Here is a 17879-nt window from a genome sequence, read left to right as displayed (position 1 = left end):
CCTTCGCTGTCGAGGCTCAGAACCGTTAGCTACATAAACGTTGACCTGTCCACGACGGCGACGAAAGGGATTTATATGGCAATGCAGCCATCGTGTGACGACCCGAGTCACAATACCCACGTGAGGAACGTCACAAAGTCCGATTACAGGCGATAGCCTGCGATAAGTTTAAATAGTTTGCGGACTAACTATCGGTTAAGACGCGTCGCCGGTGTGAGGCCAGCGCCTCCGACCCGACGCGGCGTGCACCTGTCCCTACCATGAGCGATACGACCATACGAACGTACACCGAGGAGATGACCGAGACGGAGGCCGAATCCACAGAACAGGAGTCGGTACGTGGCTGCCCCGAGTGCGGCGGCCGTCTCGTGGACGACAGCGAACACGGCGAGACGGTCTGTGAGGACTGCGGCCTCGTCGTCGAGGAGGACGCCGTCGACCGCGGTCCGGAGTGGCGGGCGTTCGACTCCGCGGAGAAAGACAGCAAGTCCCGCGTCGGTGCGCCGACGACGAACATGATGCACGACAACGGACTGTCGACGAACATCGGCTGGCAGGACAAGGACGCCTACGGCAACTCCCTGTCCAGTCGCCAGCGTGCGAAGATGCAGCGCCTCCGCACGTGGAACGAGCGCTTCCGCACGCGCGACTCCAAAGAACGCAACCTCAAACAGGCGCTCGGGGAGATCGACCGCATGGCGAGCGCACTCGGCCTGCCCGAGAACGTTCGGGAGACCGCCAGCGTCATCTACCGCCGGGCGCTCAACGAGGACCTGCTTCCGGGCCGCTCCATCGAGGGCGTCGCCACCTCCGCGCTCTACGCCGCCGCGCGACAGGCCGGCACGCCACGGAGCCTCGACGAGGTGACGATGGTCTCGCGCATCGACAAGATGGAGCTGACCCGGACGTACCGCTACATCATCCGACAGCTGAACCTCGAGATCAAGCCCGCCGACCCGGAGAGCTACGTGCCGCGGTTCGCCAGCGACCTCGACCTCTCCGACGAGGCCGAGCGTCGGGCGCGCCACCTGCTCCAGGGGGCACGCGAGGCGGGCCTGCTCAGCGGCAAGTCGCCGGTCGGCCTCGCCGCGGCCGCCATCTACGCCGCCGCGTTGCTCACCAACGAGAAGGCGACGCAGTCGCAGGTCAGCGACGTGGCGAGCATCTCGGAGGTCACCATCCGCAACCGCTACAAGGAACTCCTCGAAGCGGCGGACGTGACCACCGCGTCGAACTGAGGGACCGGCGCACGCTGCGATTCGACGGCCGCGGACTGATTTTCCCGTTTCACACCGTTCACCGAGGGCGCTCCTCGTCACCGCGTGACGCGTGCCCACAGCGTCGGAGTCGTGTGGTTTTCGCCGAATCGGCCGGGAACGTGAGGTCAACGCTTTTGTGACCGGCCGACGACGAGGGGAGTATGCCGACGGAAACGTACGTGAGACTACTCTGTCCAGAGTGCGGCAAACAGTGGGAGTCGGCCCCTCGTGACCTCCCCGAACACAGCGCGATGTTCCACTGCCCGAACTGTCACGCGACCCGTCGCACCGCCGAGTTCACCCGAACCGAGCGTGACCTCGAGACGCTGAAACAGCTCGGCTAGCACACGCCTTTTACGAGCGGCGACAGGGTGGCCGGCCCACCCCCACGTTGCGATGAGTGTTCAGCGAGGAAACGTGTTCTACGGCCGTCTGAGGCCCCGTAGCCGCGGAACGTGCTAACGGTACTCAGGGTAATACTATATGCTCCGAGTCGTTATCCCGTTCTGAGCATGAAAAAGCAGGAACTCATCCACCTTCACGGCCTGCTTGCACAGGTACGGAACCACTACGAGGTCTCGAACGACACCGACGTCGACCACGAGCACTACGACGAACTCGGCGTTCGCCCGACCTCCATCCACAAGTCGAAGACAGAGCACAAACGTGCCGTCTTCGCGCTCGCAGAGGGAATCACCGGCGAGATGACCGTCGACGAACAGCCCGTTTCGGCCGCGGCCGACTGACTTCCTGACGGGGTTCTCCACCGAAGTTACGACTCCCGAGTGACGACGACGAGCAGTGATCTCGCGGGCCGGTGTGTCTCCTCTTGTCCGGTGACTCCGCTCTCGACTCTCCGGTCACCTCCCCGTGAGTGGTGGCTCACTCCTCGATGAGTTCCTCGACGTCCGGCAGGAGGTCGCCGCCGTCGGTCGCTTCGCGTTTCGTGTCTTCGACTGCCACGTCGTCCCCGTCTCCGTCATCGTCACCTTCCTCTTCGACCACGTCGACCTGGAGCACGTCGAGTGGGATGTTGCGCATCCGCTGGCCGATCTCCTTCCGTGCGATGCGGGAGGCGTGTTGCTCGTCCTGGACGTTGAACACCGTCATCTCCAGTTCGAGGGAGACCAACCCCTCGTCGGCCGCGACGAACGCGGGGTCCAACTCCCCCTCACAGTGGGGGCAGTGGCGTTCGCCCATCGAGATTTCGACGTAGTTGAGGTCCGGATTCAACATGTCGCCGGTCTTCGAGATGGCGATGCGGACGGCCTCGTCTGCCGTTCCCACGTCGTACACCGGCACCGCCGCCTCGACTACGACACGACAATCCATAGCACACGTTTCTTCCGGGGTGGCAAGAACCTTCGCCCGCCTTCGAAACCGCCAACAGTGAGTCTCACGTACTCGAAGCGATGGAAACGGGTGAGATTCACCTCGCGTCCCTCGCGGGGGGGTTCGACCTCCAGGCGACCGTCGAGAGCGGACAGACCTACGTCTGGTCGCGTGAGGACGACCGGATGTTCGAGGACACGCCCGCTCACGGCGGCGAGGCGTGGTACTACACCGTCCTGCCGGCGACGGTCACCGACGGCACCCCCGCCGTCGTCCGCGCGCGCCAGTGCGACGGCCGCCTGGAGTGGGAGTCCAGCGTCGACGCCCACGACCACCTCGTGCGCCTGCTCAGACTCGACGACGACCTCGACGCAATCATGGCGACGACCCCCGACGACCCGCTCCTCGACGCCGCCTTCGAGCGGTATCGTGGGATGCGACTCGTCCGTGACCCCTCCGTTCCCTGTCTCGTCTCGTTCATCTGCTCGGCCCAGATGCGCGTCTCGCGCATCCACGGCATGCAGGAGCGACTCGCTCGAGAGTACGGCACGCCCGTCGCGTTCGACGGCGAGACCTACCACGCCTTCCCGACGCCCGAACAGCTCTCGGTCGCTACCGGAGACGACCTCCGGGACCTCGGTCTCGGCTACCGCGCTCCCTACGTCGCACGGACCGCACGGATGGTCGCGGAGGGCGAAGCTCACCCCGACACCGCGCGAACGCTGGACTACGAGGACGCACGCGAGTACCTCGCGCAGTTCGTCGGCGTCGGCGAGAAGGTCGCCGACTGCGTGGCGCTGTTCTCGCTGGACTTCCTCGAAGCCGTCCCGCTCGACACCTGGATTCGGACGGCCATCGCCGACCACTACCCGGACTGTGACCGCGGGAGCTACGCCGAGACGTCGCGAGCCATCCGTGCACGCTTCGGTGGCGAGTACGCCGGCTACGCACAGACGTACGTCTTCTTCCACCTCAGAACCGGTGGTGAGTCGTAGTCGAGTGGGGGAGAGAAGAGAGAGCCCCCAGAACGGTCGCGGGTCTACGAGAGCAGTAGCGGATTCCCGGTGGGGACCCACGGACCATCTCCGATTTCGGACAACGATGCATAGTACTGGTGGTTCACCACCGCACCGTTCTTGTGGCTGACAGCTGTAGGCCGCCGCGTGAGCGACGAGACCGAGACGAGCGACGGCGACCGCACCGACGAGCGCACTCGACGACACGTCTTCGTCTCCGGGCGCGTCCAGGGCGTGACCTACCGAGCCTCGACGCGTCGGGCCGCGAACGAGCGTGGCGTCGACGGCTGGGTCCGGAACCTCGACGACGGCCGGGTCGAGGCGGTGTTCGAGGGACCGGCGGCCGCCGTCACGAGCCTGGTCGAGTGGTGCCACGACGGCCCCTCCCGGGCGCGAGTCGAGGACGTGACCACCGAGTCCGAACCCGTCGAGTCCCTCGACGGGTTCGAGGTTCGACGCTGAACGCTTCCCGACGAGAGCCTCGCCCGCACGCTTAACCCCGTTCGCCGAGTCGCGGTCGGTATGATATCCGCCGACGAGATGGCCGTCGTCGACGAGAACGCGGCGGCCCTCGGCGTCCCGCGAAAACAGCTGATGGAGTCCAGTGGCAACGCCGTCGCCCGCGTCGTCCGCGAGGTGGCCGCCCCCGGTTCGAGCGTCGCCATCCTCGCCGGACGAGGCAACAACGGCGGCGACGGACTGGTCGCCGCACGCTTCCTCTCCGAGTACGACGTGACGGTCCACCTGCTCGGACGGGCCGAGACCATCTCGACGCGCATCTCGCGGGAGAACTGGGACGCCCTCCAGCGCGCCGACGTCGACGCTCGGGAGATGAGAGACTCGGCGACCCTCGACCTCGGCTCTCCCGACGTGGTGGTCGACGCGATGCTCGGGACGGGCGTCACGGGCGACCTCCGTGAGCCGGAACGAAGCGCCGTCGACGCCGTCGGCGAGACCGACGCCACGGTCGTCGCCGTCGACGTTCCGTCGGGGGTCGACGTCGACACGGGCGAGCGTTCCTCGCCGGCCGTCGACGCCGACCACGTCGTCACGTTCCACGACGAGAAGCCCGGACTCGCCACCCTCGACTGCCACACGACCGTCGCGGACATCGGCATCCCGGCGGCCGCAGAGCGGGTCGTCGAACGGGGCGACCTCCTGCGAGTTCGACGCGGCGGCGAGACGAAAGGCGAGAACGGCCGCGTGTTCGTCGTCGGCGGTGGCCCCTACACGGGCGCACCGGCGATGGCCGCACAGGGCGCGCTCCGGGCGGGCGCGGACCTCTCGTTCGTCGCCGTCCCCGACGCCGTGAGCACGGCCGTCCAGAGCTACGCGGAGGACCTCATCGTCCAGCCCTACGAGGGCGACCGCCTCACCCCCGAACGGGTCCCGGACCTCGTGGCGACGGCTCACGACCACGACGACGTGGTGGTGCTGGGACCGGGCCTCGGGACGGCCGAGGAGACGCTCGACGCGGCCCGGCAGTTCCTCGACGCGTTCGAGGGCCGAGCGGTCGTCGACGCCGACGCGCTGTCGGTCGTCCCCGAGGTGGACACCGACGCCGACCTGGTGCTGACGCCGAACAGCCACGAGTTCGTCGAACTGGGGGGCGAAGACGTCGAAGCGTTCCGAGAGCACACCGACGCCGTCGCTTCGCTCGCCGACGAACTTGGCCACGTCGTCCTCGCCAAGGCGAAGACCGACGTCGTCTCCGACGGCGAGCGTACCCGCATCTGTCGCGCCGGGACGCCGGGGATGACCGTCGGCGGCACCGGCGACACGCTCGCGGGTATCACCGCCGCGATGCTCGCCACGCTCGACCCGTTCGAGTCGGCCTGCGTCGCCACCTACGTCAACGGTCGCGCGGGGGAACTCGTCACGACCGAGCGTGCACCCGGCGGCGGTCTGCTCGCCTCGGACCTGCTCGACGACATCCCACGAGCTATCTGGGGCGACGACGGAGCGGACCCATGAGCGACGACCCCGAGCAGTCGCGGGAGGACCGACCCAGCGACGCGCTGACCCACACCGACGAGACGGGCGACGTCCAGATGGTCGACGTCGGCGCGAAACCCGACACCGAACGACGGGCGGTCGCCGCCGGCGAGATTCGCCTCTCCGAATCGACCGTCGCGGCCATCCGCGACGACGCGCTCTCGAAGGGCGACGTGCTGGCGACGGCCCGTATCGGTGCGATTCAGGCGGTCAAACACACCTGGGAGACCGTCCCGATGTGCCACCAGATACCCATCACGAACGTCGACACCGACTTCGAGGTGGCCGACGACCGCGTCACGCTCGAAGTGACCGTCGGGACGACGGGCAAGACCGGCTGTGAGATGGAGGCGCTGGAGGGCGTCACGACCGGTCTCAACGTCGTCTGGGACATGGTGAAAGCCGCCGAGAAGGACGACGACGGTCAGTACCCCGGCACCCGCATCGAGAACGTCCGCGTGGTGTCGAAGGAGAAACACTCACTGTAGCGCCGCGTCGCCGGCGTGCTCGACGGCCGCTCGGTCGACCTCGGCCACGTCCTTCGGAACGCCTTCGGCGGTCAACTCCTCGCCGAGGGCGGCCGCGACACCCATCGTCGTGCGGTCCGACGGCAGGTCGTCGTGCTGGTCGAGGTCGTCACGTATCGACGCCCAGCGTTCCGAGAGCGCCTCCTCGTCGGTCGTGAGCCACGGTCGCGGCCCGTCGGGATTGGTCTCGTGAGCGAGTCGGTCGGCGACGGCCTCGCGGAGCAGGCGTTGCCAGCGAAACGCCACGTCGACGCGTTCGTCGACCCAGACGCGCCCGTACTGCTGGGCGAGGACGGGGCCGATGGCGTCGGTCCACCCCTCCGTGTCGGCGTCGAACGCCACCTCCACCTGCCCGTCCGGGAACGTCGTCCCCGTGACGCCCAGTCGGTGCTCGGCGACGGCCGGATTGTCGGTCCACCCGAGGGCGACGTGCAGCGGCGTCTCCAGTGGGGCACCGAGGACGGCCGCCCGTTCACAGGCGTCGAGCGCGACGCCGACGAGCGCTCGCGCCTCGCTCAACTCCGCTTCCGTGGGCCGCACGTCGTAGGGCACGACCGGGGGGTCACGCCCCGACGGCAAAACACCCGGCGGTCAGCCGACGAGGAGGAGAGCCCACCCACCCACCGCCGCGCAGACGAGCGAGACGTAGAGCCGATACGAGACGCTGAACGAGTCGCGTTCGGCCGCCGGGTCGTCGCGGTCCCACAGGTCGGGGCGTGCCAGACCGAGCGTATCGCTACTGTCGGTGGCGACCGGACCGTCGTCGGTCAGCAGCAACACCAGCCACGCGAGGATGGAGACGACCGTCAGCGAGAGGACGAGCGCCTCGAAGCGGAGTGCGGTCCGACTGCTCACCACCAGTCCCGCGAGGACGACGAGCGTCGGGAGGAGGCCGACGTAGAGGAGGACCGCCCGCATCCGTGACTCCATAATCGAGTGGTGACTACGAGCGCGGTGAAAACTCCTCCGGCCGGGAGCGTCCGAGGGTGGAGGGACGGCCCGCTCAGGACTCGGCGGGGAGGGGCAGGTCGGCGGCCCGCGCCCTGGCCCGTTCGACGATGGAGGGGCGAGCCTCGAAGTCGACGACCACCTCGTCGGCGTAGTCGACGTCGCGGACGTGTGCGTGGTCGTGAATCCACGAGACGAGACTCATCGCCTCGTCGCTCATCGGCAGGACCAGTCGCTCGCGGTCGTACGGTGGCAGGTCCGTGTCGATGCGGCGTTTCAGTTCGTCGACGTCGAGGCCCTCCTTCCCGCTGACGGCGACGGGGTCGGGCGCGAGCGCCGACAGCGCGGCCTTCTTCTCCTCGACGTCCTCGGGCGGCACCTTGTCGACCTTGTTCAGGACGGTGACGATGGGCGCTTCGTTGCGCTCGTAGAGCGTATCGTGGCTCGTCACGAGTTTCTCGCGGATGTCCTCGACCGGTTCGGAGACGTCCACGACGAGCAAGACGAGGTCCGCCCGGTAGACGGCGTCGAGCGTCGACTTGAACGACTCGACCAGCCAGTGGGGCAGGTCCGAGACGAACCCGACGGTGTCGGTGACGAGGACGTTCCGCCGGTCCATGTCCGCTCGACGGGTCGTCGTCCCGAGCGTCGTGAACAGTTTGTCCCGTGACTCGGCGGTGGTGTCGAGGTCCGGGTGCAGGTCTTCGTTCTCGTCGACGTCCAGGTCGGCGGCCAGTTGGCGGAGGAGCGTCGACTTCCCGGCGTTGGTGTAGCCCGCGAGCGCCACGAGGTCGAACCCGGACTCGCGGCGCTGTTCCCGGCGGTGTTCCTCGTCGTCTTCGATACGCTGGAGTTCGTCGCGGATACGCGAGATGCGCTTCTTGATGTCCTGTTCGCGCGACTCGTCGTACTCGCCCAACCCCATGAACCCGGGGCGTTCGTCGCGGCGTGCCAGCGACACCTTCGCCTCGACGCGCGGCAGTTCGTAGCGCAACTCGGCGAGTTCGACCTGCAACTGCGCCTTCTTCGTCTGGGCGCGCTGGCCGAAGATGTCGAGGATGAGCCGAAACCGGTCTTTCACCTCGACGCCCTCGGGAAGCTGGTTCCCGAGGTTGTACGTCTGGTACGGCCCCAGACGGTTGTCGAAGACGACGCATCCCGCGCCGTTCCGGGTGACGACTCTGGCGAGTTCCTCGACTTTCCCCTCGCCCAGACAGAGCGCGGGGTCCTCCTTGCGCGTCTGGGTCACCTCGTCGACGACCGTGAGTCCGGCCGCCGCTGCGAGGTCACGAATCTCCTCGGTGTCGGCCTCCCCCGCGTCGGCGCGCTTGGCCACGACGGCCGTCTCGGGGTCCTGGTGTGTGGCGGTCACTCAGGCGGCGGTAGGGCGTGCGACTATTTAACTTCCGGGCAGCGGTCGGCGGACCGTCGCGTGTCACGGGCTATACGACTAGTCGCAAGAGGTTTAATAGTCGCTTTCCGTGACACTCACATGGCACCAATAGACGTGACCCAACTGGGTCTCGACCTCGGCACCGGTGGCGTCATCGGCGGCGTCATGGGGTTCGCGGCCAAGAAAATCGCCAAAGTAATCGCGGTCATCGTCGGCCTCGAACTGGCCGTGTTCAAGTTCCTCGAATCGGAGGGCATCCTCACCGTCGACTGGGAGGCCGTCTCGGGCGGCCTGCTCGGCGCGGGCAGCGCCGCCACCTCGAACCAACCTCCGGACTTCCTGATGTCCATCCTCTCGACGGCGTCCATCTCCGGTGGGTTCGCCGCCGGCTTCCTCGCCGGCTTCAAACTGGGATAGTCGAACAGCGTCTCTTCTCTCGTATCGACAGCTACCGTGTCGACAGTTCGTCCTCGTCTTTGACGACGCGCGTCTCCGCCTCGCCCGAGGACACCTCGTTGGCGAGGTCGTAGAAGTCGTTCTGCAACCCCGCGGGGAAGGTGACGACGCCGACCCAACCACCGTCGTTCTGCCACTCCTCGCGTTCGAGGTCGCCGAACTGTCGGATACGGGCCTGTCCGCTCCCGGCGTAGTCGGCCGGGAGTCTGACCGCGATGGTCATCTCGTCGAACCGGATGGGGATGACCGGCCGGAGCACGTCCAGTGCGTCGTCGACCTGGCTCTCGACCGGTTCCATCGGGTCGACCTTGAACCGGGCTTCCTCCAGCGCGCGTTCGATACGCTCGGGTGGGTGTGGCGCGTCGTCCATCTGCGGGTTGACCGCGTTCCGGACGATGGTGTTGACGAGCTGTCTGCGCTTCTGCTCTTGCATCTCGCGGCGCTGTTCGGCCGTAATCTGTATCTCACCGCGCTCGACGACCTGCGGGATTATCTCCATCGGGTCGGTGGTGTCGAACACCGTCTCCAGGTCGGATTCGGCCGGTCGGTCGCCACGCGAGGCGTCCTCGAAGACGTCCTCGGCGGCGATGACCTCCTCTAACTCGCCGTCGAACTCGCCGCGTTTCATCGCCAGTGCCGCGTCCGGGTCGATGAGCACCTCGAAGCGCGCCCCGTGTGATTCGAGTCGGGCCGTCACCGCTTCGTCCAGTGAAATCATGGCGATACGTACCGCACGCCGGTTCAAGTGTGTTTCCCGGCAGCGACGGTTACGACGAGACCGGACGGCAGTCGCTCGGGATCGGCGTTCGAGACGGACGCAGGGCCGGGAGCTTACTCCTCGTCGGGGTCGTCGCTCTCGTCGTTCTCCTCGGCCAGCAGGTCGTGTTCGGTGAGGTGGTCTCGGACCTCCTCGACCGGGAGTTCGCGGTACTGTTCGGTCTCGACGTCGACGGTGGCGACGCCGAGGCCCTCCGCCTGGAGGCCCCCCTCGTTGACCGAGTGCAGCGCCGAGAGGGCGAGACCGACACCGGCGTCGAGGTCCATCTCCTCGGTGTACTGCTCCTTGAGGTAGTCCTCGATGTCGTTGCGGTTGCCGCCGACGGCGAGCGCCTTCCACTCGTAGGGCGTCCCCGAGGGGTCCGTCTCGTAGAGGCGCGGTTCGCCGTCCTCGACGCCGCCGATGATGAGCGCGACGCCGAACGGGCGTGCGCCACCGACCTGCGTGTACTGCTGGATGTTGTCGACGACCATCTTCGTCAGCGGTTCGACGCCGATGGGTTCGCCGTAGCGCAGTCGTTCGACCTGCGCCTGGCGGCGTGCGTAGTCGATGAGTTGGCGGGCGTCGGCGACGTGGCCCGCGCTGGCGATGCCGACGTGGTTGTCGACCTTGTGGAGTTTCTCGACGCTCGTCCCTTCGAGCAGGGGTGAGCGGATGCGCTTGTCGACGACGAGGACGACCCCGTCGCTCGTTCGGACGCCGATACTCGCGGTGCCTCGCTTGACGGCTTCGCGGGCGTACTCGACCTGGTAGAGACGGCCGTCCGGGGAGAAGATGGTGATCCCGCGGTCGTACGCCTGCTGTTGGTTTTGACCTTGCATTGTGTGTGGATTAGCAGTCGTAATCCGTCGTCCCCGCGAACCCGTCGTCGACCTGCACGTCGATTCGCCCCTCGCGGGCGAACGCGGGTCGCTCGGAGTTCTCGAACACGACGCGTTTCTCGTCCATCGATTCCAGTGGCCGGCGTATATAGCTTTCTTCGCAGGCCCGGACCGTCCCGCTGACCCCCCGGACGGTGACCCGGAGCGGGTGGCCGTCGACGCCGTCGACGCACGCGAGGACCGCCCGCGCCCGTTCGACCTCGCCACGACGGACACGGACGACGGCGTCGCCCACGCCGTCCTCGAAGGCGAAGCCGTAGACGGTGCCGTCGAGTTCGGCGCTCCCGACGTCCCCGACGAGGTTCTGTGCGGCGTACCAGAGTTCGCGCTGGAACGCCCGTCTGTCGACGCGAGCGTCGGGCCAGCCTTCGAGGCCGACGCCGAGGTACCGCCAGCGCGGCCGGGCGTGTTTCGGGAGGTGTTTCATCGGTGGCTCGACTCCTCCGCGTCGGTCACTCCGGGACGTCCCGCCCGCCGTTCGGCGAGCGCTCGGCGACGAGGACGCCGAACTGCTCGTGGACCATCTCGACGGCCGTCAGCGCGAACCCGGCGTCCGTGAGCGCGTCCGCGAGCAACCCGACGGTCGCGGGGTCGTCGACCTCCGGACTGTACAGCGGGTTCTCGGCGTCGGAGTCCCCGAAGAGCATCACGTCGCCGAGGACGAACCGTCGCGGGTTCAGCGCGGCGATGGCGTGGATGGCCTCGCGTTTCTCCGCGTCCGCGAGGTGGTGCATGGCGAAGTTCGAGACGACGATGTCGACGCGAGCATCACGAGCGTCCACTCGGGCCGTCTCCGCCGACCCGACGTTGGGTTCCCGGAACGTCCCGTACTCGAACTCGACGTTCTCGATGCCCGCCTCGCGGGCCTTCTCGCGGGCCTGGTCCATCATCCCCTCGCTCACGTCGCGTCCGAGGACGCGCTTCGCCGAATCGGCGAGGGAGAGGCCGATCGCGCCCGTCCCACAGCCCAGGTCGAGGACCACGTCCTCGGGGGTCGGGGCGGCGTGCTCGACGACCAGCGAGACACAGGCGCGGTACTCCTCGGTTTCGTTCTGACTGTCGTCGTACTCGCCGGCGATGGAGTCGAACCGGGCGGCGTGTTCATCGATGGTCTTCTTCATATCTCCCCCGTCGGACGCCGAGCTCAATGAAGGAATCGGACGTCCGCTCGCGGTTGCGCTCGGCGATGCGTCCCCACTCCCGGAGGCCCTCATCGACCTGTTCGGCCGACAGCCCCACGAGTTCGCCGAGCGCTCGGACCTCTCGTGGCGCGCGCAGGTGGAGATGGCTCGTCGCCTCGGCGCTCACGACGAACGGGGCGTCGTACTGCTCGACCATATCGTGGAGCTTCCTGAGGCCGCGCAGCGCCTGCACTCGTCGCCCCCCCGTCGCTTCGCAGTACGCGGCCGAGCGCGAACTCCAGTCTGACGCCGTTCTCCCTCGCGGCCCGCGCGAGGACGTGGTTGACGTCGCCGTCGTCCATCGGTCGGGTGAGCACGTCGACCCGTGGCTCCTCGACGGCGAATCGGTTGAGCGCCCCGCCGCGGACACAGAGGACGGTCCGCCGGTCGCGCTCGCGTCGCACCGTGGCCGCGGCCGCCGACCGTTCGCGGCCGGCGATTTCACAGCCGTCGACGACGTCGACACCGTACCGCTCGGCGACGGCCACCGCGTCGGACGCTCCGTCGGTTCCGGGAGTCGAGCGGACGACGATGCCGTCGTACCCCTGTTCGGCGGCGGTCGACGCCAACCGGGCGACGGTGCTCGTGCCGGCCGGAAGCGGGGTGACGGCTTCGTACACGTCACGGCGTTCGCTACGCGTCCTGTTGACCGTTCCGGGTTCGAAGAGTGGGTCGGCCCCGCGAGCGGGGTCGAGTACCATGACAGGGAACCGGTCGGCCGCAGCCGTGTGCGACCAGCCGACTGCGCTCGCCGACCGTCGACGCTGGAGCGTCGTGACCACGAAACCCGGTGGCGTGTGACGGTCGTCCGAGCAGTGGTCGTGTAGTCGCTACGACTCTCGGTTGTTAGTTAATCACACTGTTCAGCGCCGGTCCTGGCTGTAAGCACGGCTTTCAGTGTGGTTCCGACCGTCAGTGGTCCTCGAACGCTGCGCGGACGTTCTCGATGGCCGCCTCCTTCTTCGCGGGGTAGGCTTCGACCTTCCCGCGCACGGAGAGTCCCGCTCCGAGGTCGACGCCGCCCGAGAGCGCCGCCTGCTTGTCGAGGTAGAGGTACAGTTCACAGTCCTCGGTCACTCGCGTGTCCAACTCGTCGAGGACGCCGTCGAGGTCCGGCAACTCCTCCAGTCGAGTGAGGACGTGACGAACGTCGTCGGCGTTCTCGACGCGCGCGGAGAGGACGACGATGGGGTCGCCGTGGAACCCCACGTTCTCGGCGCGTTCGATGGGGTACTCCTCGGGGAGGAACGTCCGGAGCGCCCGCTCGACGCGCACCTCGTCTTCGGTCGCGTAACAGAACGCCTGCACGTCGACGTAGTGTAACGGGACGCCCGACATCGCGCGTTACTCCTCGGACTCGTCCGAGGTGGCAGCCTCGCCCTCATCGCCGTCCGAGCCAGCAGCCTCCTCATCGGTCGCTTCGAGCATGTCCTCGGAGACGCCCTGCTCCTGTCCGTCCTCGAAGCTGACGGTGTAGGTGGCGTCGCCGAACATGTTGTCCATCTTCTGGGTGACGGTGCCGGTCTCGCCGTCGTGGTCGGAGTGCTGGTCGTGGAGGACGACTCGGTCGTCTTCGTCGAATGCCATACGCCGGACTACCCTGTCGGCGGTCAAAAAGGGCGTGATTCACCCGTCGCACGTCGCCGAACCTTCTTGTGGTCGGTCGGTGTAGTCCGGGAGAACGACCATGTTCCACACGCCACCTCCCCTCGCACCCCCATGACGGTCGGTGACCTCTGGTTCCTCGCCGAAGCGGCCGACCAGCGTGCCGAGCGTGCCTACCACGCGTTCACCGACCGGTACGACGAGTTCCTCACCTTCGAGCGGACCGACCACGTCTCGCACGGCCGGTTCCGGACGCTCGCCCGTCGAAGCCGCGACTGCGGCACACCGTACGGCGTCCACACCGTCGTCCACCGCGAGGACGGGGAGTTGCTCCTCGTCCGCCACGATGGCGTCGACCTGTGGGTCCTCCCCGGTGGCTGTGTCGAGGCCGACGAGACCCACCGCGAGGCCGCCCGCCGCGAACTGGCCGAGGAGGCTGGCGTCGAAGTCTCGACGGACGGTCTGGCGATGGTGACGCGACTCACCATCCGTTCGGGGAGCCACGAGATGAGCGGCGTCCTCCCCGTCTTCGCCGCGCGAGCGGAGAGCCACGACCCCGAAATCTCGGACCCGGACTGTGAGATCAGCGCCGCACGCTGGTTCGACCGTCTCCCCGAGGACACCCGTGACCGCGAGGACCTGCTGACGTGGCGCACGGAGGCGTTCTGATGGGTCTCGTCGGCGCGTCCTGTCCGAACTGCGGGGAGTCGACCTACCTCAGCGTTCCGACCGGCCGGGCGTTCGTCGGGACCGAACGCGCCTCACAGCGCGAGGGACTGGTCGAGGAGGAGAGCACCTGCGAACACTGCGGTGCGACGTTCCCGTTCGTCCACGGACCGACCGAAGGGTGAGTCACGCGAAGCTACAAGATGAGCGGCGACGAAGCGACCGTCGAGAGCATGTCACGGCTCCTACAGCTCGGTCCGGCAGACCTCCTCACCGCGGACGCGTTGTTCGCCGTCTGGACGGTACTGTTCCTGGACGGGGTCCCACGACTGTCGACGCTCCTCTCGGGGAGCGAGTCGTTCACGCAGTCGGCGTTCGTCGCGCTGTGGCTCGTTTCCGGTCTGTTCCTCTGTGTCGCAAACAGCGTGTTCGCCGTTCGACGAGCGACGACGCGGGCGACGGCCTGAAGCGGACCGACCGCCGGTGCCCTCCACACCGACGGCGTCGTTCGGGTCACTCCGGTTCGAAGCGTCGGCCCTCTCGTGCGTCGGCCTCGAAGCGGCGCAGGGTGGCGCGGGCGTTCGAGGCGTCGTAGCCGAACAGCACGTCCTTGGCGTACGCGCCGGCCACCTCCGTCGCCTTCCCGAGGGCGTCGGGGTCGACGTCCACCGCGTAGAGTTCGATGGAGAACGGTGTCACGAGTTCGTCGACGAACCCCTGTGCGAGAATCTCCAGCCAGTACGTCGTCGAGTACGCCATGTCGTAGATGGGGACGACGTACTCGTCGACGTACTGGCCGAGGGATGCGGGGTCGACGCCCGTCCGCTCCCGGAGGTGACCCGGATACGGGTTCGGGTACAGCGTGAGGTAGAGGCGACCCGGAACGCGCTCGCGGGCGTCGGCGACGAAACTCTCGATGACCGACGCGCGCCAGTCGAAGCGGTCCTCGTACTCGCTCTCCGCGAACCGGCGCTCACACCGCTCACAGCGGCAGTACTCGGGCCGGGGGAACCCCACGTCGTCGAGGCGGACGTCGGGGGACACCGCGGCGCAGTCCGCGATGGTCTCCAGCAGTCCCTCGCGGTAGTCGGGGTGGGTGGGGCAGATGTAGGACCAGTCGAAGTACGGCTGTTCGCGCGTGGCGCGGTTGCCCTCGTCGTCGACGGGGACCAGGTCGGGGGTGCCGCGGGCGGCGGCGTTGTCCGCGAAACACGACACCATGTTGACGGCGTTCGGTTCGGGGTCCGCGGCGCGCCCCGAGACGTCCTTGGCCTCGAAGAACGCGCGGTCGAACTCCGACCACTCCAGTTCGGGGGCGTTGCGGGTGACGACGCCGTACATACCGTAGCCTCGCAGTGGCTCGGGGGTAAGTCGTTCGGAAAGTGGGGGACCGGACCCGCGTGGGTCGGTTCGTTAGCTGTACTGCTGTACGAGTCGCGCTATCGGCGTGCCATGAAGGCGACGGCGACTGCGACCAGTGCGACGAGCACGAGTAGCTTGCGGGACATCACCAGATACGTTACTGTCGTGGGTTATAGCTGTTCTCCTCGACCGACGTGTCGGGCGAGCAACCGGCGCGTGTCCTGCCTGAGCAGGGCCGCGGCCAGGAGAGCCACGAAGAGGTGACCGGTGGCGACGACGAACGCCGTCAGCGTGCCGACGACGACGAGGTCCGGGAGCGACGGGGAGGGCAGGCGCATACGGACGGTCGGGACCGGTAACTGTTAGTTCTACTGGATATACTGGGCGATGTCCTCGCGCAACAGGGTGTCGCAGTAGACACACCGAACCCCCTCTCGCAGGACGGTGAACTCGCTTTCGACGGGTTCGGCCTCCGTCGTGATGCAGTTCGCGTTGGGACACTGGAGCACGCCGTGGACCTCCTCGGGGCGGACGACGCGGTTCTTCTCGACGACGTCGAACTCCCGGACGATGTTGATGGTCGCCTCGGGAGCGATGAGCGAGATGACGTCCACCTCGGCCTGACTCAGTTCCCGGTCTTCGACCTTCACGATGTCCTTCGCGCCCATGTCGTCGCTGGGGACGTTCATCGCCACGGAGACCGTCTCGCCGCCCGTCCCGTCGATGCCGAGGATGGCGAGCACCCGGAGCGCCTGCCCGCCGGGGACGTGGTCGATGACGGTCCCGCTGCGAATCTTGCTGACGCGCAGTTGGTGGTCGCTCACGACGACACACCCCCCGCGCCGTCCTCGGCGTTCTCCAGGAGCATATCGAGCAGTGCCATCCGCACGGGGACGCCGTTGTGTGCCTGTTCGAAGTACGTCGCCTGGGGCAGGTCGTCGACGTCCGAGGATATCTCGTCGACTCGCGGCAGCGGGTGCATCACCACGAGGTCGTCTTTCGCGGCGTCGAGCGTCTCCGGGGTGATTCGGTACTGGCCGGCGACCTGCCGGTACTCGTTCTCGTCGGGGAACCGTTCGCGCTGGATGCGCGTGACGTACAGCACGTCGAGTTCCGGGAGGATACCGTCGAGGTCGGTGTGCTCTCGGACCTGTGCCCCCTCCTGGTGCAGGTCGAAGCGGACGCTCCGGGGCAACTGCAGGGATTCGGGGCTGATGAAGTGCTGTCGAGCGTCGAAGTTCGTCAGCGCACTCGCCAGCGAGTGGACCGTTCGACCGTACTTCAGGTCGCCCACGATGCCGACGGTGAGGTCGTCGAGGCCGGCGTTCTCGCGGATGGTGTAGAGGTCGAGCAGTGTCTGGGACGGGTGCTGGCCAGCGCCGTCGCCCGCGTTCACGAGCGGGACGTCGACGAACCGACTCGCCATCTCCGCCGCGCCTTCACTGGGGTGCCGGAGGACGAGCGCGTCGGCGTAGCCCTCGACGACGCGGACGGTGTCGGCGAGCGTCTCGCCTTTCTTCACCGACGAGGAGTCGACACTGCCCATGTCGACGGTGGTCCCGCCGAGCCGTTTCATCGCGGCGTCGAAGCTCATCTTCGTCCGCGTGCTCGGTTCGAAGAACAGCAAGCCGAGGACCGCCTCACGCTCGGGCGGGTCGTCGGCTATCTCGGCGGCACGGTCGAGGACGGCTTCGATGTCGTCCCGCGAGAGCTGTGTGGCGGTGATGAGGTGGTCGTGCCGCATCGTTCGAGGGAGGAGGCGGCACCGTCTTGAATCTCCCGAAGCACCCGGTCGAGCGACGACACGCCGTCACGAACGTTCAAGTACCGGGACGGGGCCACGACCGGTATGCTCGCCGTGACCGGTGGCAAGGGCGGTGTCGGGAAGACGACGACCACGCTCGGACTCGCCCGTGCGCTCGGCCGCCGTGGGGAGTCCGTCGTCGTCGTCGACGCGGACCGCGACCTGCCGAATCTCGCACGGATGGCCGACGTCCCGACCGACCGGACGACCGACCCGTCGCCCCACCGACCGACGGGCGTCCCGGACCCGGTGGTTCCATCGGTTCGCATCCTCACAGCGCCACGGGAGCGAGCGGCCACGCGACGACTCTTGCGGACGCTCGACGGCCGACCCGGACGCGTCCTCGTCGACTGCCCGGCCGGTGCCGGCCGAGACGCCGTGACCCCGCTGGCTCTCGCCGCCCGGTCGGTCGTCGTCTCGACGCCGGCGCCGGCGGATGTCCGCGACGCCGCGAAGAGCGTGGCGATGGCCCGGACGCTCGACGCGCCGCCGGTCGCGTCGACACTGACCGGACGTGACGACTCGGTGACTGCTCTCGAACGGGTACTACCCACCCCTTGTATCGCCGTTCCACGGGCCGAGACCCCACTCGAAACGGCCAGCGTGACCGAACGCTACCGAGAACTGTCAGAGTGTGCAACTCTCCGAAACGGTTAACCGTCACGAGAAGAGTTTA

General features: G+C 67.6%; 26 protein-coding genes and 1 pseudogene. 12 read left to right on the top strand and 15 right to left on the bottom strand.

All coding sequences use genetic code 11. The features are described from left to right. The first annotated feature begins 260 nt into the window (after positions 1-260). The 3 genes from GQS65_RS05375 (at position 261) to GQS65_RS05365 (ending at position 2005) form a co-directional block, all read left to right on the top strand. A complete protein-coding gene (locus tag GQS65_RS05375) occupies positions 261-1238 on the top strand; it encodes a transcription initiation factor IIB (protein ID WP_158203648.1) in 978 nt (325 codons plus the stop codon). 182 nt (positions 1239-1420) lie between these two features. Beyond that, entirely contained in the window at positions 1421-1603 is a 183-nt protein-coding gene (locus GQS65_RS05370) for a DUF7836 family putative zinc-binding protein (protein WP_158203647.1), read from the top strand. Between the two features lie 168 nt (positions 1604-1771). Continuing rightward, the gene (locus GQS65_RS05365; protein ID WP_158203646.1) at positions 1772-2005 is read left to right on the top strand and encodes a UPF0058 family protein; all 234 of its coding nucleotides are present in this window, start codon (positions 1772-1774) and stop codon (positions 2003-2005) included. A gap of 136 nt (positions 2006-2141) precedes the next feature. Here GQS65_RS05365 and GQS65_RS05360 read toward each other — a convergent pair whose 3' ends face one another. After that, positions 2142-2591, bottom strand: coding sequence for a DUF555 domain-containing protein (locus GQS65_RS05360; protein ID WP_158203645.1), 450 nt, complete (start codon positions 2589-2591; stop codon positions 2142-2144). Between the two features lie 80 nt (positions 2592-2671). Between GQS65_RS05360 and GQS65_RS05355 the strand changes: the two genes are divergently transcribed. The 4 genes from GQS65_RS05355 (at position 2672) to moaC (ending at position 6090) form a co-directional block, all read left to right on the top strand. Further along, the gene (locus tag GQS65_RS05355) at positions 2672-3586 is read left to right on the top strand and encodes a DNA-3-methyladenine glycosylase family protein (protein WP_158203644.1); all 915 of its coding nucleotides are present in this window, start codon (positions 2672-2674) and stop codon (positions 3584-3586) included. A 168-nt stretch (positions 3587-3754) separates the two neighbouring features. Further along, positions 3755-4069: an acylphosphatase gene (locus GQS65_RS05350; RefSeq protein WP_368279857.1), complete on the top strand. Its 315-nt coding sequence runs from the start codon at positions 3755-3757 to the stop codon at positions 4067-4069. 60 nt (positions 4070-4129) lie between these two features. Then, the gene (locus GQS65_RS05345; protein ID WP_158203643.1) at positions 4130-5581 is read left to right on the top strand and encodes an NAD(P)H-hydrate dehydratase; all 1452 of its coding nucleotides are present in this window, start codon (positions 4130-4132) and stop codon (positions 5579-5581) included. After that, the gene (gene moaC, locus GQS65_RS05340) at positions 5578-6090 is read left to right on the top strand and encodes a cyclic pyranopterin monophosphate synthase MoaC (RefSeq protein WP_158203642.1); all 513 of its coding nucleotides are present in this window, start codon (positions 5578-5580) and stop codon (positions 6088-6090) included. The genes GQS65_RS05345 and moaC overlap by 4 nt, the downstream gene beginning before the upstream one ends. On the opposite strand, the gene GQS65_RS05335 is transcribed toward moaC, so the two are convergent. From GQS65_RS05335 to hflX, 3 genes are all read right to left on the bottom strand, one after another. Beyond that, positions 6082-6681 carry a hypothetical protein gene (locus GQS65_RS05335; RefSeq protein ID WP_158203641.1) on the bottom strand — a complete coding sequence of 200 codons (600 nt, stop codon included), beginning with the start codon at positions 6679-6681 and terminating at the stop codon, positions 6082-6084. The genes moaC and GQS65_RS05335 overlap by 9 nt on opposite strands. 39 nt (positions 6682-6720) lie before the next feature. Beyond that, positions 6721-7059, bottom strand: a complete 339-nt coding sequence (locus GQS65_RS05330) for a hypothetical protein (protein ID WP_158203640.1) — start codon at positions 7057-7059, stop codon at positions 6721-6723. 73 nt (positions 7060-7132) lie between these two features. After that, a complete protein-coding gene (hflX, locus tag GQS65_RS05325) occupies positions 7133-8449 on the bottom strand; it encodes a GTPase HflX (protein WP_368279855.1) in 1317 nt (438 codons plus the stop codon). A 120-nt stretch (positions 8450-8569) separates the two neighbouring features. Between hflX and GQS65_RS05320 the strand changes: the two genes are divergently transcribed. Next, positions 8570-8887, top strand: coding sequence for an FUN14 domain-containing protein (locus GQS65_RS05320; protein WP_158203639.1), 318 nt, complete (start codon positions 8570-8572; stop codon positions 8885-8887). 31 nt (positions 8888-8918) lie between these two features. Here the strand turns inward: GQS65_RS05320 and GQS65_RS05315 are convergent, their stop codons facing one another. From GQS65_RS05315 to GQS65_RS05285, 7 genes and pseudogenes are all read right to left on the bottom strand, one after another. After that, positions 8919-9644 carry a ribosome assembly factor SBDS gene (locus GQS65_RS05315; RefSeq protein ID WP_158203638.1) on the bottom strand — a complete coding sequence of 242 codons (726 nt, stop codon included), beginning with the start codon at positions 9642-9644 and terminating at the stop codon, positions 8919-8921. Between the two features lie 113 nt (positions 9645-9757). Continuing rightward, entirely contained in the window at positions 9758-10525 is a 768-nt protein-coding gene (psmA, locus tag GQS65_RS05310; protein ID WP_158203637.1) for an archaeal proteasome endopeptidase complex subunit alpha, read from the bottom strand. A 10-nt stretch (positions 10526-10535) separates the two neighbouring features. After that, positions 10536-11012, bottom strand: coding sequence for an Rpp14/Pop5 family protein (locus GQS65_RS05305; RefSeq protein WP_158203636.1), 477 nt, complete (start codon positions 11010-11012; stop codon positions 10536-10538). Between the two features lie 25 nt (positions 11013-11037). Then, positions 11038-11706: a class I SAM-dependent methyltransferase gene (locus GQS65_RS05300; RefSeq protein WP_158203635.1), complete on the bottom strand. Its 669-nt coding sequence runs from the start codon at positions 11704-11706 to the stop codon at positions 11038-11040. Continuing rightward, positions 11687-12386, bottom strand: a pseudogene (locus tag GQS65_RS05295) (RNase P subunit p30 family protein). Before GQS65_RS05295 ends, GQS65_RS05300 begins: the two are co-directional and overlap by 20 nt. Positions 12387-12678: 292 nt before the next feature. After that, positions 12679-13104, bottom strand: coding sequence for an RNA-binding protein (locus GQS65_RS05290; RefSeq protein WP_158203634.1), 426 nt, complete (start codon positions 13102-13104; stop codon positions 12679-12681). Positions 13105-13110: 6 nt separating this feature from the next. Next, a complete protein-coding gene (locus tag GQS65_RS05285; RefSeq protein WP_158203633.1) occupies positions 13111-13353 on the bottom strand; it encodes a DUF1918 domain-containing protein in 243 nt (80 codons plus the stop codon). A 132-nt stretch (positions 13354-13485) separates the two neighbouring features. Between GQS65_RS05285 and GQS65_RS05280 the strand changes: the two genes are divergently transcribed. The 3 genes from GQS65_RS05280 to GQS65_RS05270 are packed head-to-tail and all read left to right on the top strand — an operon-like array spanning position 13486 to position 14504. After that, positions 13486-14040 carry an NUDIX hydrolase gene (locus GQS65_RS05280; protein WP_158203632.1) on the top strand — a complete coding sequence of 185 codons (555 nt, stop codon included), beginning with the start codon at positions 13486-13488 and terminating at the stop codon, positions 14038-14040. After that, positions 14040-14222: a hypothetical protein gene (locus tag GQS65_RS05275; RefSeq protein ID WP_158203631.1), complete on the top strand. Its 183-nt coding sequence runs from the start codon at positions 14040-14042 to the stop codon at positions 14220-14222. The genes GQS65_RS05280 and GQS65_RS05275 overlap by 1 nt, the downstream gene beginning before the upstream one ends. Positions 14223-14240: 18 nt before the next feature. Then, on the top strand, positions 14241-14504 hold the full coding sequence (locus GQS65_RS05270; protein ID WP_158203630.1) for a hypothetical protein: 264 nt from the start codon (positions 14241-14243) through the stop codon (positions 14502-14504). A gap of 46 nt (positions 14505-14550) precedes the next feature. Here the strand turns inward: GQS65_RS05270 and GQS65_RS05265 are convergent, their stop codons facing one another. From GQS65_RS05265 to pyrB, 4 genes are all read right to left on the bottom strand, one after another. Then, entirely contained in the window at positions 14551-15378 is an 828-nt protein-coding gene (locus tag GQS65_RS05265; protein WP_158203629.1) for a hypothetical protein, read from the bottom strand. 191 nt (positions 15379-15569) lie between these two features. Continuing rightward, the gene (locus tag GQS65_RS05260) at positions 15570-15737 is read right to left on the bottom strand and encodes a hypothetical protein (protein WP_158203628.1); all 168 of its coding nucleotides are present in this window, start codon (positions 15735-15737) and stop codon (positions 15570-15572) included. Positions 15738-15767: 30 nt separating this feature from the next. Continuing rightward, the gene (gene pyrI / locus GQS65_RS05255; protein ID WP_368279852.1) at positions 15768-16223 is read right to left on the bottom strand and encodes an aspartate carbamoyltransferase regulatory subunit; all 456 of its coding nucleotides are present in this window, start codon (positions 16221-16223) and stop codon (positions 15768-15770) included. After that, positions 16220-17143, bottom strand: a complete 924-nt coding sequence (gene pyrB, locus GQS65_RS05250) for an aspartate carbamoyltransferase (RefSeq protein WP_158203627.1) — start codon at positions 17141-17143, stop codon at positions 16220-16222. The genes pyrI and pyrB overlap by 4 nt, the downstream gene beginning before the upstream one ends. Before the next feature lie 105 nt (positions 17144-17248). Between pyrB and GQS65_RS05245 the strand changes: the two genes are divergently transcribed. Next, entirely contained in the window at positions 17249-17860 is a 612-nt protein-coding gene (locus GQS65_RS05245; protein ID WP_158203626.1) for a MinD/ParA family ATP-binding protein, read from the top strand. Positions 17861-17879 lie beyond the last annotated feature (19 nt).

Origin of the sequence: Halomarina oriensis (assembly GCF_009791395.1) — an archaeon.
In the GTDB taxonomy this organism is placed as follows: Archaea; Halobacteriota; Halobacteria; order Halobacteriales; family Haloarculaceae; genus Halomarina; species Halomarina oriensis.
The sequence above is the reverse complement of the archived record's forward strand: the minus strand, read 5'-3'. Positions and strand labels throughout refer to the sequence as shown.